This window comes from Mesorhizobium sp. WSM4846, assembly GCF_055811415.1.
Genome location: NZ_JBVVPZ010000012.1, coordinates 91,966 through 106,794 on the forward strand (window position 1 = coordinate 91,966; position 14,829 = coordinate 106,794).

General features: G+C 60.8%; 18 protein-coding genes and 1 tRNA gene. 8 read left to right on the forward strand and 11 right to left on the reverse strand.

Features of this window, described 5'->3' with window-relative positions:
- Positions 1 to 26 precede the first annotated feature (26 nt).
- Complete coding sequence (locus AC0L15_RS13180; protein WP_287248435.1) at positions 27 to 968, forward strand: 2-hydroxyacid dehydrogenase; 942 nt, start codon at positions 27 to 29, stop codon at positions 966 to 968.
- On the opposite strand, the gene AC0L15_RS13185 is transcribed toward AC0L15_RS13180, so the two are convergent.
- Positions 965 to 1,294, reverse strand: a complete 330-nt coding sequence (locus tag AC0L15_RS13185; protein WP_128183205.1) for a hypothetical protein — start codon at positions 1,292 to 1,294, stop codon at positions 965 to 967. The genes AC0L15_RS13180 and AC0L15_RS13185 overlap by 4 nt on opposite strands.
- Before the next feature lie 216 nt (positions 1,295 to 1,510).
- On the opposite strand from AC0L15_RS13185, the gene AC0L15_RS13190 reads away from it, so the two are divergent.
- Both AC0L15_RS13190 and AC0L15_RS13195 read left to right on the forward strand, forming a co-directional pair.
- On the forward strand, positions 1,511 to 2,521 hold the full coding sequence (locus tag AC0L15_RS13190; protein ID WP_287248432.1) for a ligase-associated DNA damage response exonuclease: 1,011 nt from the start codon (positions 1,511 to 1,513) through the stop codon (positions 2,519 to 2,521).
- Between the two features lie 76 nt (positions 2,522 to 2,597).
- Positions 2,598 to 4,199: a cisplatin damage response ATP-dependent DNA ligase gene (locus AC0L15_RS13195; RefSeq protein ID WP_287248429.1), complete on the forward strand. Its 1,602-nt coding sequence runs from the start codon at positions 2,598 to 2,600 to the stop codon at positions 4,197 to 4,199.
- Positions 4,200 to 4,305: 106 nt separating this feature from the next.
- Here the strand turns inward: AC0L15_RS13195 and AC0L15_RS13200 are convergent, their stop codons facing one another.
- The gene (locus AC0L15_RS13200) at positions 4,306 to 5,544 is read right to left on the reverse strand and encodes a hypothetical protein (RefSeq protein ID WP_287248427.1); all 1,239 of its coding nucleotides are present in this window, start codon (positions 5,542 to 5,544) and stop codon (positions 4,306 to 4,308) included.
- 340 nt (positions 5,545 to 5,884) lie between these two features.
- Here AC0L15_RS13200 and AC0L15_RS13205 point away from each other — a divergent pair.
- Positions 5,885 to 5,960, forward strand: a tRNA-Thr gene (locus AC0L15_RS13205).
- 1,129 nt (positions 5,961 to 7,089) lie between these two features.
- Here the strand turns inward: AC0L15_RS13205 and AC0L15_RS13210 are convergent.
- The 3 genes from AC0L15_RS13210 to AC0L15_RS13220 are packed head-to-tail and all read right to left on the reverse strand — an operon-like array spanning position 7,090 to position 8,639.
- On the reverse strand, positions 7,090 to 7,566 hold the full coding sequence (locus AC0L15_RS13210) for a hypothetical protein (RefSeq protein ID WP_287068213.1): 477 nt from the start codon (positions 7,564 to 7,566) through the stop codon (positions 7,090 to 7,092).
- A complete protein-coding gene (locus AC0L15_RS13215) occupies positions 7,563 to 8,327 on the reverse strand; it encodes a hypothetical protein (protein ID WP_473496460.1) in 765 nt (254 codons plus the stop codon). The genes AC0L15_RS13210 and AC0L15_RS13215 overlap by 4 nt, the downstream gene beginning before the upstream one ends.
- A gap of 33 nt (positions 8,328 to 8,360) precedes the next feature.
- Positions 8,361 to 8,639 (reverse strand): hypothetical protein, encoded by a 279-nt coding sequence (locus AC0L15_RS13220; RefSeq protein ID WP_287068217.1) that lies wholly within the window; start codon positions 8,637 to 8,639, stop codon positions 8,361 to 8,363.
- 87 nt (positions 8,640 to 8,726) lie between these two features.
- Here AC0L15_RS13220 and AC0L15_RS13225 point away from each other — a divergent pair, with 87 nt between their 5' ends.
- Positions 8,727 to 8,966: a helix-turn-helix domain-containing protein gene (locus tag AC0L15_RS13225; protein ID WP_287068219.1), complete on the forward strand. Its 240-nt coding sequence runs from the start codon at positions 8,727 to 8,729 to the stop codon at positions 8,964 to 8,966.
- On the opposite strand, the gene AC0L15_RS13230 is transcribed toward AC0L15_RS13225, so the two are convergent.
- The 5 genes from AC0L15_RS13230 to AC0L15_RS13250 all read right to left on the reverse strand — a co-directional run bounded on the left by AC0L15_RS13230 (position 8,963) and on the right by AC0L15_RS13250 (position 12,372).
- On the reverse strand, positions 8,963 to 9,856 hold the full coding sequence (locus AC0L15_RS13230; protein WP_473496461.1) for a hypothetical protein: 894 nt from the start codon (positions 9,854 to 9,856) through the stop codon (positions 8,963 to 8,965). The genes AC0L15_RS13225 and AC0L15_RS13230 overlap by 4 nt on opposite strands.
- A gap of 500 nt (positions 9,857 to 10,356) precedes the next feature.
- Positions 10,357 to 10,650, reverse strand: a complete 294-nt coding sequence (locus tag AC0L15_RS13235; RefSeq protein WP_128244400.1) for a hypothetical protein — start codon at positions 10,648 to 10,650, stop codon at positions 10,357 to 10,359.
- Positions 10,651 to 11,077: 427 nt separating this feature from the next.
- Positions 11,078 to 11,464 carry a hypothetical protein gene (locus tag AC0L15_RS13240; RefSeq protein ID WP_473496462.1) on the reverse strand — a complete coding sequence of 129 codons (387 nt, stop codon included), beginning with the start codon at positions 11,462 to 11,464 and terminating at the stop codon, positions 11,078 to 11,080.
- Between the two features lie 88 nt (positions 11,465 to 11,552).
- Positions 11,553 to 11,789, reverse strand: coding sequence for a hypothetical protein (locus AC0L15_RS13245; RefSeq protein WP_287308371.1), 237 nt, complete (start codon positions 11,787 to 11,789; stop codon positions 11,553 to 11,555).
- Between the two features lie 16 nt (positions 11,790 to 11,805).
- Entirely contained in the window at positions 11,806 to 12,372 is a 567-nt protein-coding gene (locus AC0L15_RS13250; RefSeq protein WP_473496463.1) for an ATP-dependent DNA ligase, read from the reverse strand.
- Positions 12,373 to 12,559: 187 nt separating this feature from the next.
- On the opposite strand from AC0L15_RS13250, the gene AC0L15_RS13255 reads away from it, so the two are divergent.
- From AC0L15_RS13255 to AC0L15_RS13265, 3 genes are read left to right on the forward strand one after another with little or no spacing between them, the layout of a single operon-like run.
- Positions 12,560 to 12,751: a DUF3606 domain-containing protein gene (locus AC0L15_RS13255; protein ID WP_128244402.1), complete on the forward strand. Its 192-nt coding sequence runs from the start codon at positions 12,560 to 12,562 to the stop codon at positions 12,749 to 12,751.
- Entirely contained in the window at positions 12,748 to 12,933 is a 186-nt protein-coding gene (locus AC0L15_RS13260) for a hypothetical protein (RefSeq protein ID WP_128244403.1), read from the forward strand. The genes AC0L15_RS13255 and AC0L15_RS13260 overlap by 4 nt, the downstream gene beginning before the upstream one ends.
- A 29-nt stretch (positions 12,934 to 12,962) precedes the next feature.
- A complete protein-coding gene (locus AC0L15_RS13265) occupies positions 12,963 to 13,187 on the forward strand; it encodes a hypothetical protein (RefSeq protein ID WP_128188045.1) in 225 nt (74 codons plus the stop codon).
- A 224-nt stretch (positions 13,188 to 13,411) separates the two neighbouring features.
- On the opposite strand, the gene AC0L15_RS13270 is transcribed toward AC0L15_RS13265, so the two are convergent.
- Positions 13,412 to 13,600, reverse strand: coding sequence for a hypothetical protein (locus AC0L15_RS13270; RefSeq protein ID WP_473496464.1), 189 nt, complete (start codon positions 13,598 to 13,600; stop codon positions 13,412 to 13,414).
- Between the last annotated feature and the right edge of the window lie 1,229 nt (positions 13,601 to 14,829).

Genomic DNA, 14,829 nt, shown 5'->3' on the forward strand with positions numbered 1-14,829 from the left:
CCCGCATAAAGGAAAACGAACCCGCCATGGAAAAAGGCCGCGTCCTGCTTGCCCTCGCCGGTATCCATCCAGGCCGTTGGCGCGAACTCTTATCGACCGAACGCGAGGTGGCGCTCGAGCCGGAAGGCGCCAGCGATCCTTCAATCACCTATGCGGTGGTTTGGAAGCAGCGGCCGAACCTTCTGTCGTCGCTGCCCAATCTGCGCGTTGTCTTTTCGATCGGCGCCGGCGTCGACCACATCTTCGCCGATCCCACCTTGCCCGACGTGCCGATCGTCAAGGTCGTGGCCGACAATTTGACCCACTACATGACTGAATATGTCGTCTGGCGGGTGCTCGATCACCATCGCCAGGGCATGCTCTACCGGTCGCAGCAGCAAAAGAAGATCTGGCACGAGCCGCCGCAGCGGCCGGCCGGCGACATCTCCGTCGGCATCATGGGGCTCGGCACGCTTGGCCGCGCGGCAGCGTCGGTGCTTTTGTCGCTCGGCTTTGCGGTCAATGGCTGGTCGCGCAGCGAGCGGCCGATGGACGGCGTTGCAACCTATGCGGGTGAGGCCGGATTGATCCCCTTCCTCAACGCCACCGACATTCTGGTGGTGCTTTTGCCGCTCACTGCGCAGACGCATGGCATCATCAACTATGGCGTGCTGAAGGAGTTGAGGAAACGCAACGGCCTAGGCGGCTCGGTGCTGATCAATGCCGGGCGCGGCAAGTTGCAGAAGGACGCCGACATTCTGCGTGCGCTGGAGGACGGCACACTCAAGGAAGCAAGCCTCGACGTGTTCGAGGTCGAGCCGCTGCCGAAGACCAGCCGGCTATGGAGCCACCCAAAGGTCTTCGTGACGCCGCATGCGGCGGCGACCTCCGATCCCGTGCATCTGGTGCCGATCATGCTGCGCCAGATGGCCGCCTTCGAGCGCGGCGAGAAGCTCGAGAACGTCGTCGATCGCAACGCGGGCTATTAACCTGGCTTGCCACATTCGCGGCGGGCGATCGACCGGTTCATGGCGTCGATCCGGCCGATTGCCTGTTCGACGTCGCGCTGGGCCTTGGAACGGGCGTCCGGCGTGAACGGGCCGAGGCCCACCCCGGGATCGGAGAAGGACGGCTTGGCATCCAGTGGAAGGCGGTATTGCTGCGCCAGCCGGTTTCGTTGCGCCAGCAATTGATCGCAAGGCACGCTGTCATATTGCAGAGAGGACTGGACATTCGCGTCCTGTCGCTCGGCAATCGAGGTGCCGACGCAACCGGCTATTGCCAGGCAAGATGCCAAGACCACCAAGTTCCGCATGCAACGTCCTCCGTGTCAGTGTCCTGCCCATTCGGGCACGCGAATCGGACTTTTTCGCAGCCGCCGCCACGTGTGGCGCAGGTGAACGAAAAGGGTCGCCGGACAAGGCCTAATGCGATTTCGTGATGGAGATCCCGCCGGCAGTTGCCTGTATGCCGAGTCAGCAGTCACTTGCAACAGGCTTCCCGCGCCGGAATTAGCAACTATCTTGGAGCCATGCGCGCCAGCGACCTGCTTCACCCTCGGTCCGAGGGCCTTTATTGCCCGCCCGGCGATTTCTTCATCGATCCGGTGCGGCCGGTCAGCCGGGCGCTGATCACACACGGCCATTCCGACCATGCCCGTTCCGGCCACCGCTCGGTGCTGGCTACACAACAGACGCTGGACATCATGCGGCTGCGCTACGGCGAGGGTTTTGCCGGGACGACGCAAGCGGCAGCACTTGGCGAGGCGATTGCGCTGAACGGCGTCACCGTAACCTTCCATCCGGCCGGCCATGTGCTGGGCTCGGCGCAGATCGAGGTCGTGCATCAGCGCTCATGCATCGTCGCTTCGGGCGACTACAAGCGCCAGAGGGACGCGACTTGCGAGCCGTTCGAACCGGTCAAGTGCGACGTGTTCATCACCGAGGCGACTTTCGGCCTGCCGGTGTTCCGTCATCCGCCCGATACCGAAGAGATCGCCCGCCTGCTGAAATCGACGGCGCAGTTTCCCGAACGCGCGCATCTGGTCGGCGCCTATGCGCTCGGCAAGGCGCAGCGCGTCATGCGCTTGCTGCGCGACGCCGGCTACGACAGGCCGATCTATATCCACGGCGCGCTGGCCAAGCTCAGCGACTACTATCAGAGCCAGGGCATCGAGCTCGGGGCGCTGGAGCCGGCGACCGTCGAAAGCAGTGGCAAGGAGGATTTCACCGGCGCCATCGTCGTCGGCCCGCCATCGGCGTTCGCCGACCGCTGGGCGCGGCGCTTTCCCGATCCGATCTCGTGCTTTGCCTCCGGCTGGATGCGCATCCGCCAGCGCGCCAAGCAGGGCGGCGTCGAGCTGCCGCTGATCATTTCCGACCATGCCGACTGGGACGAACTGACCGCCACGATAAGGGAAACCGGCGCGGAGGAAATCTGGGTGACGCATGGCCGCGAGGAGGCCCTGGTGCGCTGGTGCGAACTCGAAGGCATCGCTTCCAGGCCGCTGCATCTCGTCGGCTATGAGGATGAGGGCGATTGATGGTGGTCACGGCCGATGTAGCGCTTCACGGCGGCGCGACAGAACGCAAGGCTGGCCCATTGGCGCGGCCCGCATCATGAACCGCTTCGCCGAACTCCTCGACCGCCTCGTGCTGACGCCGTCGCGCAACGGCAAGCTGACGCTGCTGAGCGATTATTTCCGCAGCGTCGAGGATCCGGATCGCGGCCTGGCGCTGGCTGCCATCACCGGCGACCTGACCATCGCGGCGGTCAAGCCGGCGATGCTGCGCGCGCTGGTCATGCAGCGCATGGACCCGGTGCTGTTCGGCTATTCCTACGACTATGTCGGCGACCTGGCGGAGACCGTGTCGCTGGTCTGGCCGCAATCACCGGCGGATATCGCCAACCATGAGCCGACGCTCGCCGAGGTCGTCGCGAAATTGCAGGCGGCGAGCCGTTCCGACGGGCCGAAGGTGCTGGCCCGGCTGCTCGACAGCGCCAGCATCTCGGCGCGCTTCGCCGTCATCAAGCTGGTCACCGGCGGCCTGCGCATCGGCGTTTCGGCGCGATTGGCCAAGCAGGCGCTGGCCGATCTCGGCAAGGTCGACATCGCTGAGATTGAAGAACTCTGGCATGGGCTGATACCGCCCTATGCCGAGCTGTTCGCCTGGCTGGAGGGCAAGGCAGAAAAACCCAAAAAGACAGCGCTGGCGCTGTTCCGGCCGGTGATGCTGTCCAACCCGATCGGTGACGGCGACCTCGAAAAGCTCGATCCGGCCGACTATGCCGCCGAGTGGAAATGGGACGGCATCCGCGTCCAGGCGGTATCGGAAGGCGGTGTTCGCCGGCTCTACTCGCGCACCGGCGACGATGTCTCCCGGGCTTTTCCTGACCTCGCAGAGGCGATGGATTTCTCCGCCACCCTCGACGGCGAGCTTCTGGTCGGCGATCCCCGGCAGGCGACCGGCACGTTCTCGGACCTGCAGCAGCGGCTGAACCGCAAGAGCGTGACACCGAAGATCCAGCAGCAATACCCGGCCTTCATGCGCTGCTACGACGTGCTTCAGATCGGCGACGAGGACTTGCGCACGCACCCTTTCCGCGAGCGGCGCGGCCGCCTCGAAGGCTTCGTGCAGACGCTCGATCCGAGCCGCTTCGATCTTTCGCCGCTTGTCGAATTCACCGACTGGCAGGCGCTGGAGGAATTGCGCCGCAAGCCGCTGCATCCGGTCATCGAAGGCGTGATGCTGAAGCGCTGGGATTCGCCCTATCTCACCGGCCGGCCGAAAGGCCCATGGTTCAAATGGAAGCGCGATCCGCACACAATCGACGCCGTGCTGATGTATGCCCAGCGCGGCCACGGCAAGCGTTCGAGTTTCTATTCCGACTACACGTTTGGCGTGTGGTCCGGCCCGGAAGGATCGGAGGAACTGGTGCCGGTGGGGAAAGCCTATTTCGGTTTCACCGACGAGGAACTGAGGCAGATCGACAAATATGTCCGCGACAACACGATCGAGCGCTTCGGCCCGGTCCGCTCGGTGCGGGCCGACCGCAGACAAGGCCTGGTGCTGGAGGTGGCGTTCGAAGGGCTTAACCGCTCGACACGGCACAAATCCGGTGTCGCCATGCGCTTTCCGCGCATTTCACGGCTGCGCTGGGACAAGCCGGCGGCCGAAGCCGACCGCATCGAGACGCTGCAGGCGCTGCTCGATAGTTAGAGCGACGTGCGTCCAATTGGACGCACAAAGTACGATCTAACAGTTATAATCTACGCATCGTGCTTTCCGAAAATCGATTCCGATTTTCGGGCCGATGCGTTGAGGCTCAAGGAACAATCGCGACGCGGATCTCGTAGATGTCGACCGACTTGCCCTGCTTGTCGAAGTCGGAATTGATGGCGATGGTGCCGGCAGCGCCCGGACGCTTGTCGGGAAACCGCACATCGAAGAGGTATTCGTTGCGCTCGTGGCCGACCGCGTAGCGCTTGCGGCCGCAGTCGCCGAGTTCGCCGAAATTGCAGTCGACGGAGATCTGCGTCTCCTGGCCCTCCTCGGAGCGGGCGATGATGTCGAACGTGGCGTGCTTGCCGGCGAGTTTGTCCAAGACGCCTTGCTCGACGTCGAAGCTGATCGCCGAACCGGAGGCGCCCGACCGGATGCGCAGGAAGGAACCGCTGTCGTCCTGCATGGCTTCGGCCTTGGCATCCGAAGGCGCGCTGACAAGCGTCGGGTCGCTCGGTGAAAACACATTGATCCAGTCGCGCGCCTCATCCGCCTCGCCGGCGTTCAGCGGCGGGGCCGTGTCGCCTGGCGGCGTGAAATCATCGTCTTCCACCGTCGGTGGCGTTTGCGGCGGGGCGGTGTCGAGTTCGGCCGCCGACTTGAAGACGCCGGTCTGGGCAGCGAAATAGAGGCCGATGCCAGCGGCTGCAAGCAGCGTCACGCCGAGGAAGATCGCGGTGAGAGGCAGGCGGGGACCTTTCACCCGCCTGTCGTCGCGGTCGGGCATCACCTCTGCGTCGCCGTCCCCGGCCGATTGGGGGGACGACAAGTCGACCTCCGGCGCATCGGGAAAAGCCGCTTCGGGCATGATGTCGGGAACGACCGGCAAGACGCGCGAGCGCGGCGCATAGGAAGCTGGGGGGGCGTCGGAAGCAAGAGGCGCGACCGATGCAGGAGACTCCGCCGGACCGTCAACAATGACCTCAGGCGGCGGCGCCGGTTCAGCGTCGGCGCCGGCATCCGGTTCGGCATCGGCCTGGGGTTCGGCATCGGCATCGGCTTCGCTGCCAGGCGGCTGCTCCACAGCCGGTGCTGCAGCGTCGTCATCGGTCGGCCGGCCGACAGCGGGAACCGCCGGCAGGAATTCGGATTCGATTTCGGTTATCTTGGCCTGCACCGCCTTGCGGCGCTTGATGGCGACTTCCACCGTCACGTTCGGGTTGGCCTGCAGGGCGCGATCAAGCGCGGCGAAGGCCGATCGGTAGACCCGCTCGCGAAACGCGCGGTCTTCGGCATTGCCTTTCTCGAAGGCATTCCGGATCGCTTTTTCGATCGCGTCCAACGGGGACCCCTCTGCACGTACGGTCATGTTGTCATGATCGTTAGCCGCAGGCGACCGATCAATCAACGGGCCAGCGGCCGCATTCTGCCTTGGCGATGCATCCAAAGCCGATTTCGGCGGTTTTCGGTAAAGGAATCAACATTTTTCGCCGGTTTCCCGATGCAGCGCCAACGCGACGTCGCACAACCTGGCGTTGAGGCTTCGCGCAACCGCATGGTCAACCGGTGCGGCGGTCGCTTATAGGCCCGGGATGAGCCGACACGAATTGCCAAGTCCCATCTTGAATTTGTGGCGGGTTGCGTCTATCACCCAGCGCATCTTGGAGGCCTTGGCTTCCCGGGCCGCTTTAGCTCAGTTGGTAGAGCACATCATTCGTAATGATGGGGTCAGGTGTTCGAGTCACCTAAGCGGCACCAGTTTTCTCTTCGCAAAATCAATTGCTTAGTTGATGGCCGGTTTTGCCCGCATCCGCGAAGATCATCCGGGGCACCGCAGGGGCACCCCCAGACGCATTTTCAGCCCCGAAATAATATTGTTGCTCCAGGCCCTGACTTTCGGGCAGACTTGCGGAAAGTCCAGATCCTTTCGCGCGCGATGTGACATCACCAAAACCTTGGCCAAAGCGACGGACAGCGAGCCCCTGGTCGACCAGACCTTGCGGGGCGGCTCGCGACTGCGGATTTCTGTCCAGCAGCCACCTACTCACCATCTATTTTAGACACCCTGACAGTTTCCATGAGGCGGTCAGACGACGCTGGCCAGCTTCGACATTTGGGGCGAGGCAAAGTCTGGCCGACTGCTCGAATGAAATTCAGGCTGCGGCGTGCACGGCAGGGAAACGGGAGTGATGGGTTGCCCATGGAAAGCAAAACTGGGAGCGGATTTTTCCAATGTTTTCCCCGGTGTGGGAATTCCCACAGCCGAGCCTGGTCCGACTGGCATATCCTTGTTGCAACATCCAGGCCTGCGCAGAAGCCATAAGGTGTCCCGCGATGGGTCAATAAGTCTGGCACGGCAGTTGCCTGGTCAGGTATGGGGGAATGGGGCGGAGGCCCGTCGCTTCGCAAATGTAGCGGCGGGTCTTCTGCATAGAGGTCGCGTCCCAGTCTACGCGCTGCCGTCCGTTTCGCTTTCCTCGTCTATCGCCCGGACCGGCAGTAAGCAGCTGTAGGTATCGGCGAAGTCGAGATCGAGGAAGACAGGGAGTGTCTACGAAGTGGTCCTCGATGCGCTGCGGCCAAGCGACCTATTAACCGGAAACCTGTTAACTAAATTGGCCTAAGCCATTGGCTCTTATAAAGCTTTTTGAACTAACTCCCGCTCGGGAGCATGCGCGAGATTACATCCCGAATAGGGGGTAATGGCCGCGATTACCACGCTATAGCAACGGGCCGTTCTGATAGCGGTGCAGGTGGCGAATTTTTGCAACGGCCCTACGGGAAACACTCAAAAGGTTCAAAAGGCCTAAGATTTGGCCGCTATCCCGCTAAATGAAAAGCCCGCCACCGTGAGGCAGCGGCGGGCTTAGGCAGTTTTTGCCGGGGTTCAGTGATGGTCGCCCAACCGGCGTTTTCTACGGGGTTGCTTCGTAATCGGATGCGCTGCAAGAAACGCCTCGTCCGCCGCGATGAGCTTGGCGACTTCATCCGCACTGATCGGCAGGTATCGGTCCTTTGCGGCTTCTCGTTTCCATTGGACAGCCAGGAGATCGGGCGCTGGAACTCGGATTTGATCGGCCACAGCCTGCCGGCTCCTGTCGACGCTGATCATCCGTTTGTCAGAATAGGCGCTAGATCGATCCTCGTCCTCTAGGACGTACATCGCGTGAATGCTTTTCTCTTGCCAGTAAGCCGTTTCCGCTCTTGCCAGGCTGGTGACAGCATCAGCCTTGCGCCAAGGTAGGCGGCGCGCCTGACGCATGAGCTGATTGTGGTGCGTGTCGATGAGGACGGCATCGGGCAGCGGATCAAGGCACTGCTGCACGAATGCAGCCAGCGCCTTTGTCTTGACGCCGGCGCTCATGCTGATGCGTCCCCTGCGGAAGCCAACTGGAGAACCGACGCCGCCAGCTGCGCTGCCCAAAGTTCGGCTTCGAAGGGATATTTGCGCGCAATCGCCTTGTTGAAGGTGGCGACCGCCTGCGCCTTGATCAGCATCCCCTCCATGGTCGTTCCCGGCTGCTCCATGATAGCGGTCACCAGATCTGAAAGTGACTTCTTCGCAGCCGCCGCCCTCGCCTTCGCCAGTTCAATCCCGGAAGCCTTTCGGAGGCGGGCGGTTTCGGCGTGATACGCCTTGCCGAGTTTCAGTTCGTGCTTGCGGCGAACGAGCCAGTCCGCCCGCCTGGCTCGCATACCCTCACTCGCGTTCTTTCGCAGCGGGCGGTCCCAACCCAGTATGGCCGTGAGGTTTTCGACATCGCGGACACAGCGGGCTTGCTCTTCCCCCGGACGCTTCAGAAGCCGTCCCACGATGTCGCGCTCCGCGTCCGTATAGCTCCCACGAGCTAACGTGATTTCGTCGGGGGCAACCGGCCAGCGGTGTTTCCATTCCGCGGCGATCCATTCGATTTCTTCGAGCGCCGCGCGATATTCGGCCGCGGCTTCCGGCAGTCGATTGCCGAGTCGGACCAGTTCCGGGTTTTCGACAGATGCGCAGCCAGCGGCCGACGCCGCAGTGATGGCGGCGGCAGCGGTTGAAGCAGCCGCGAGCCCGAGTAGCATGCGGCGGCGATTGATCGCGGGCAAACCTTCGGCGGCTGCCCGAACATTGGTGTTCGGCATTGTCATTCTCCCTATGTTGAACATTGTGCCGGGCTATCCGGCGAGGGCTGCTAGTTCCGTTTCGAGTTGACGGCGGCGGGGTTCAATGTTGACGTGGAACGACTGATACTTGAGGCGGTCAATCTCAACCGCAATACGATCAGCGCGGCGCTCTGGCGCGGTCATCTGCGCCGCCTTCGCCTCCCGCCAAGCTGCCGCGAGATAGAAACCGAAGTCGGCCCGGTTGAGCTTGCGCGCCAGATGCGGACGGGCCGCAAAGTGGGCATTCCACTTCGCCCAGGCTGCTTTCAGAATTTCCGAGCGGTTGAACATGGCGCCTATCCCTTGCGCAAAACTCACTACATGTGTATTTAGAAAGGACCGACTGCGAAGTCAATACGATTGTAGTGAGAATTTGGAATGGCACAGCTAACGCCGGAAGCATGCCGGGCGGCACGCGGAATCCTGAAGTGGTCAGTTCGCGATCTGGCAGAACACGCAGGAATCGCGTTCTCGACCGTTCACCTATTCGAGAAGGGTGAGACGGTGAGAGAGGATTCGAAAGCTAAAATGGTCGCGGCCTTTGCCGCGAAGCACGTCGAGATTACAAATGGAGACGGGACGGGGGCGCGGCTAAAAAAGCTTGGTGTCACCCCCTAATCGAGGTCGAAATCACGGCGCCGATCTTGCCACTCCAAATCGGTCAGCACCTCCGCTTCGACCGTGATGTCTTCCGCGAATTTATCCGCGTGCGCAGCCAGAAGTCGTCGCGCAGCAGCTATAGCAGCAGCCTTTCCTTCGCACCGCTCATGATGATTGGAGATGCTTGTGCCGACGCCATCATCCCATCTGGTCACGTCCACCAAGGCGTACCAGGCGCCCTTTCCGACACGTCGGCGCCGCAGGATTTCCAAGCGGCGTTCGGCCATTTCTGCGATGGCGCGGAATAGGGATCCCTCCTCGGGATTCGCTTCCGAGCGTTGCCTGGCCCCGAACGCAAATCCTTTTAAGCTCGGTTCCTTCAGGCGCTCTATGGCGTGTTCGATCTTCCAGAATCCCTCCGAGGCTTCATCTAATGCTCGGCTCGCATCGTAGGTCAGAGGTGGCTTTCGTTTCGCGACACCCTCTGCGGCTTTCAGTCGATCCGCCTTGCCTTTCGGCCAGATGTCGGAAATTACGCGATCGATCTCAGCCTTGCCCGGCTCCCAGCGAAACTCTTTCTCCAATTTCTGCTTTTTTGTGCGGGGCCGCAGTTCAACAACCGTACCGTCCCGCGCGGGAGTTGGTAAGATATCCATCGTGAGAGCTAACGCTTCATGCAAGCCTTGCCGGATGCCACCATCTTGGTCGAACACCCAAACTGAAGGTTCGGTTCTCAGAATGCGTGTTGGCTTTTTAGCCTCGTCGAATTCTAAAGTTGCAGATAGAACCCGCTGCCTGGTGCCGGCATATTGGGGCAGAGTATCCTTGCCGAATATTAGGCCTTCGACTAGCCGGAGCGACATGCGCAGAGGCTCCCCTTCATTGGGAAAAAGGTAGTGTCGGGACATTCAACTGCTCTCCATCGAAGCGCGGACTCACAGGCATGTAGTTCTTACCGCACCTAGCACTACATTCGACGTGCACGTGACCGGCTTGGGACGCGGCGGCGGCTCGTTTACCGGCCGATTGGCGGATATGCTCGTGCGACATTGCACATAGGCATCCGTTCCGACTCGCGCGCCAAGCGATCGGCAATAGGCGTCGTCCTGAGGAGCCATTGATCTATTCATGAGGTATTGGCGAAGCGCCGGCTTGTTACTCGCGAGTAATGTAGCGGAGCCTTCGTCCATGCCCTGCTGCTGTAGCCACGCCACTGTTTTGGACTTGCCGTCGGATTGGCATCCGCCGATGGGCATAGAAATATCACCATCCAAATCTTAGCCACCCACGTTCCCCCGAGTCGCCTAAATCACTAAGTCACCTAAATCGTGCAGGTCAGACCTCGCATAGGCAAGGCTTCCTACGCTTCCTACCGAAGAGCGCGGCAGAATAGCTATGGTCGTCACCGTCAGCCGGGAGGAGTGTAGAGCGGCTCTGCGCATCGATGAACCAAGCACTGGCCATCGCGCGTCGGCACAAACCCTACCGCTGGGATTAACGACCAGTCGCACGCATTGCTGTACCGGCGGACGTAGAGGGCATAGGTGTTCGGGCCGGTGGTCAGCACCGCCGAGCCTTGGCTCTGGATTAGCGCCTGCGTCTGTTGGCAGGTCATGGCGCGGGTGTCCGGCCTGGCCTGGGCGAGGATTGTGAAGGCAAGCGTGACCGCTGCCGAGGTCAACGCAATCCGGCGAATGGACATGACGAGACTCCATGATGAGCCATTTGGTTGACAAACTCGCATGTCGCAGGGCAGCTGTGCAATGGCGGCCTCCAAATCGGAATTCCGGACACTGGAGCAAACTGCCCGCCCCGTGCGCACTGACGGCGTGCCGCGGACCATCTGGCAGCATAACCATGACCTTCGCCGGCTACCGACTAAAAGTGACTATCTGGGATAGTTCGGCGATGTCGCCGTAGATCATCGAACCTTTGACGAGAAAACACTTATCACCGAGGACGTCGAAGAGTGAGCTTGACGCGGTGCAAACCGGCAGATTCTTCGAATTGGCGTACGTATCGAGCGTCGCGGTTTCGACCTTACGGTCCGCGGCTTCGGCATAGCTGACGCTGATCGCGAGGATAGCGAAAGCAAGGTGGCTCGGGGATAAGTAAGCTCGCGACATGCATCAAAATAGCACCGGCCCTTGATGGGCTTCGTCCATCGATTGGATGAAGCGGTCCATTATATTAGCCATCACTTGACTAAGGTGCCGGCCACCCTCAGCCCCTTCGTTCGAAAGTTGGCTTCCAATCGCGATTGCGTGCCCGCTGCTGGCGTTCGTAGTCCGGAATGCATGTGAAAAACACCTGCCGTCGGTCACGGCCGGCAACCTTGCAATTTGAGCAGACAAGAGCCCGACCAGGTCGTCATGCATCGAGCCGTGGTCACGGCCGAGCCTGTCAATCAGCGCCTGGATGTCGAGCTTCGTTGATCTGCAGCACATCGGGTGTCCGCAATTGACATAGATGCTTTCGCGGGCGGCCAGAGTGTCGGCGAGGGTCTTTTGAGGCATGGCGATTCTCCGTTGAAGGGCTCGCCGCAACGGGAGGAATATAATCCTCAGGTTAGCGCCGGCAAGCTCGCCCGACGGCTTTCAACCGCTAGCTTTCGTCCCAAAAATCCTGCAGCGAGGCGTGCCGTAGATCCTCCTCGCCTCTCAGATGCTTCACGCGGGCTTTGATCCCCGGCTTGACCCACTGCGTTGCCGGCCGCTTTGGCATGTCCTTGGGCGGTGACCCGGCATGCTCCTGGACGCGTTTCCAAAGCCGCTCCCGCATCTCGCGGTTGACGCTCACGAACGCACTGCCGACATATTTGCGGGTGCCCGGCTCGGCCATCAGAGCAAACGGCGGCTTACCCCGCTCGCGTTCGACGCCAAGGAGCTCGAACTCGCTTTCGGTGAACGACTTGGTTTTCAGCCAATTGGTGGTCGGGCCGCTGCGATATTTGCTGTCTCGACACCATCCCTTCCAGGCCGGCCGCGTCGATCAGATGATAGATCGCATTAGCCTCGCCTGGCATTGTCTCACTGAACTGGATGCGACTGTGGGACCCTATGAGGCCGGCCAGGATTTCCCGCCGGTCCTCCAGCGGCATGTCGCGCAGATCCTGGCCATTTAGGTGCAGGAGATCGAAGGCGACGAAATAGAGGTCATGCTGGCGTCTGGTGACTGCTTTGCGCAGCGCGGCAAAATCCGAAAGGCCAGCCTCATTCAAGACGACGACTTCGCCGTCGATGATGGCACTCTCGAAGTCCAGCGTTCGGGCCGCCGCAGCTAGATCGCGGTATTTGGAGGTCCAGTCGAGTCCGCGGCGGGTGAAAATCCGCGCACCGCCGGCGCCGATGATGATCTGCGAGCGGTAGCCGTCGAATTTGGCTTCATGCATCCAGTCATCGCCCTGGGGCGGCTTGGCGACCAAGGTAGGCATCATCGGCGGAATGAACTCAAGCCGGCCGACGCCGGTACTTACAATTTTGCGCACCGATTCAATTCTAGGTGGCAGGATTGCATTAGCCAGAGTGAACGGAACGTGATTCCGCAGGGCCGCAGCAACAAAATCCCATATCCGGCGTTGCCACCGATCCGAAGCTCATCAGGAGAACGACATGGCCGACGACAAGAGCAAGCGAGACTTTCGGGACCGCAATCGCGTGTCCGCCGACGAAGATTACGAATTGGAATATTTCGCTCGCGAGAATGACGTGACGATCGAGCAGGTCCGCGAACTCATCGAAGCCAACGGCAACGATCGTGAAGCCCTGATAGAAGCCGCGAGGGTATTGCGGGAGCGGAAATGAGATATCGGACCAACAACGAAGGCACAGGATATCGAGGCAAGGACCACGACCAGCCAATCAAGCCCGAGGCGGAGCATTTCGAGCATTGCCCCGTTTGTGGACAGGACTTCGACAAGCGCGATCTTGGCCAGGTGCTTCATCATGCCGAGCCGGAGCACCAGCCGCTTCCGGTAGAACAGTAGACCCTCCTATTTGGTCAGGGAGAGGGCATATGGGTCTGGTTTTTACTGGCGAAGAGGGAATCACTGAGCGGTTCGAGTTGTTGCTTGAAGCCTTTGATGGAACAGAGCGTGTCCTCGTCGTGACATCGACCGAAGCGATCGAAGACTTCGGCTTGGATGCCGTCCGTGAAATGGCATCTAAAAAATACGATGCAGGGCAGTTGGACGAGATGGGCCGCGTTAGAGTTCTGACTAGCGACCTGCAAGGTAGGTAGCCCGCCACCGTGAGGCAGCGTGGCTTGTTCCATGGCGAGGTTGACCGTGAAGGAAATCAGCTCCCCCAGGGCGCTGCCGCCTGTGAGTTAAATGAGAGAAGGAAACTCAAGCACGCCATAGAAAGTACCAACGAGCGATGGCGTACCCTACCAAGCCCAACATTGAGAGCACATACAGAACCAGGAAAAACGGAACCACGGACGGTTGGCTGTCGAGGGCGGCGTCAGCTTTCTTCCCATTCCTCAACCAGATTGCGATCCCGCCCGGCCTCCGTGACCGCCAAACCGTCCGGCCCAATTTTACCGTCGATCTCTCTTGAAATTCTTTTCTTGATATCGGCTAGGATCACTGGATCCTCGGGCAGGTTGCCCCGAAACCCCTCAGGAAGATTGTCGCCATCGTTCTTGTCCATGGCGCCAACAATGTTCTCTGCCTCACTTATGTTCCAAGTTTCTAATGTAAAATTTGACCAAGAGCCGGTCCAACGGCGCCGGGAAGGAACAACACAACCAACCCTCAACCAGCCACCCAGACAAGCAGTGCGACGCCGATGGCGTAGGGAATCAGAACAACCGCCAACGCCACCCAAAAGCTGGATCTGCCAAAGCGGCCATTTCGCTGAGAAGTTGCTTCATGCCGGCGAAACGCGCACCCGCGCCCGGAGTTCCGCCAAGAAAGCCCGCGTCCTGAGGGAGAGGACGCGGGCCGATCGGAGGACCCCCGATCGCAGCATTGGTCTCGTAGCAATGCTGCGGATATCTAACCCGCGGGCCCAAGGTTGCGTTCCATAAGGAAATCCGCGGGGTGCAGCTAGGCCTTCTTGTCCTTTCGGTTCCTCTTCGGTTTCGCTGCCGATTCAGCAGGAAGTGTGGTTTCGGCCTTTAGTCGTTGCTCCCGCAGCCGAGCCGTCTTTGCATCTCGTGCCAGGCGCTCAACCTCTATCAACGCCCGAGCAGCGTCTGACGTGCGCTCCTGTCTGTCGTGTTTTATGGGCGAAGGTTTGCCTTTCCCTGATTGTTGGCACCGATCTGACGCGGTGCAGCGTTGCCCCACCGAACCGCTGTAGCGAGATCGTGTTCCTTTAAGAGAACAAAAAAGCCCGCCGCACCATTCGGCACGGCGGGCGAGAGTCCTAGTCGTTCACCAGGCACGAGGGGTGGGCGGGGGTGGTGTGCCCAGTGCGCGGAAATCCTACGCGCCCCGGCTGCGTCGCGTCTAGCAACCGGCGGTTGGCACCTCGCGGCACCGCGGGCTTACGGTGGCGCTTTGCCCTTAGGGAGAGTAAGGTCTCCCGGTCGCCCAAACCTTCCGGCAATTGAGCGCTTGAGAGCGAGCAACGTGCTTTCGCCTGACCAGGGAGAAGCACGATGCACCAGCTCTATTCCAACCTCGTCACTCACTATGAGAGGGCGGTGTCATTCCAAGACAGAGCTGTAGAGCATGAGCGCCGGTGCGGACATATCCTCCCGGAAAGCGAAACCCTGCTAGAAGTTCTGATCGAGAATTTGGCCGAAGCCCGTCGCGCCCTCGATCGGGAGACCCACAGTCATCACTAGCTCACCGCCAAGCAGCTGTCTGGAAGCCGTCGGCTCGCTTCATTGGGATTAGTTCCGATATTAACGGATCGTTGACCGCGGCGCT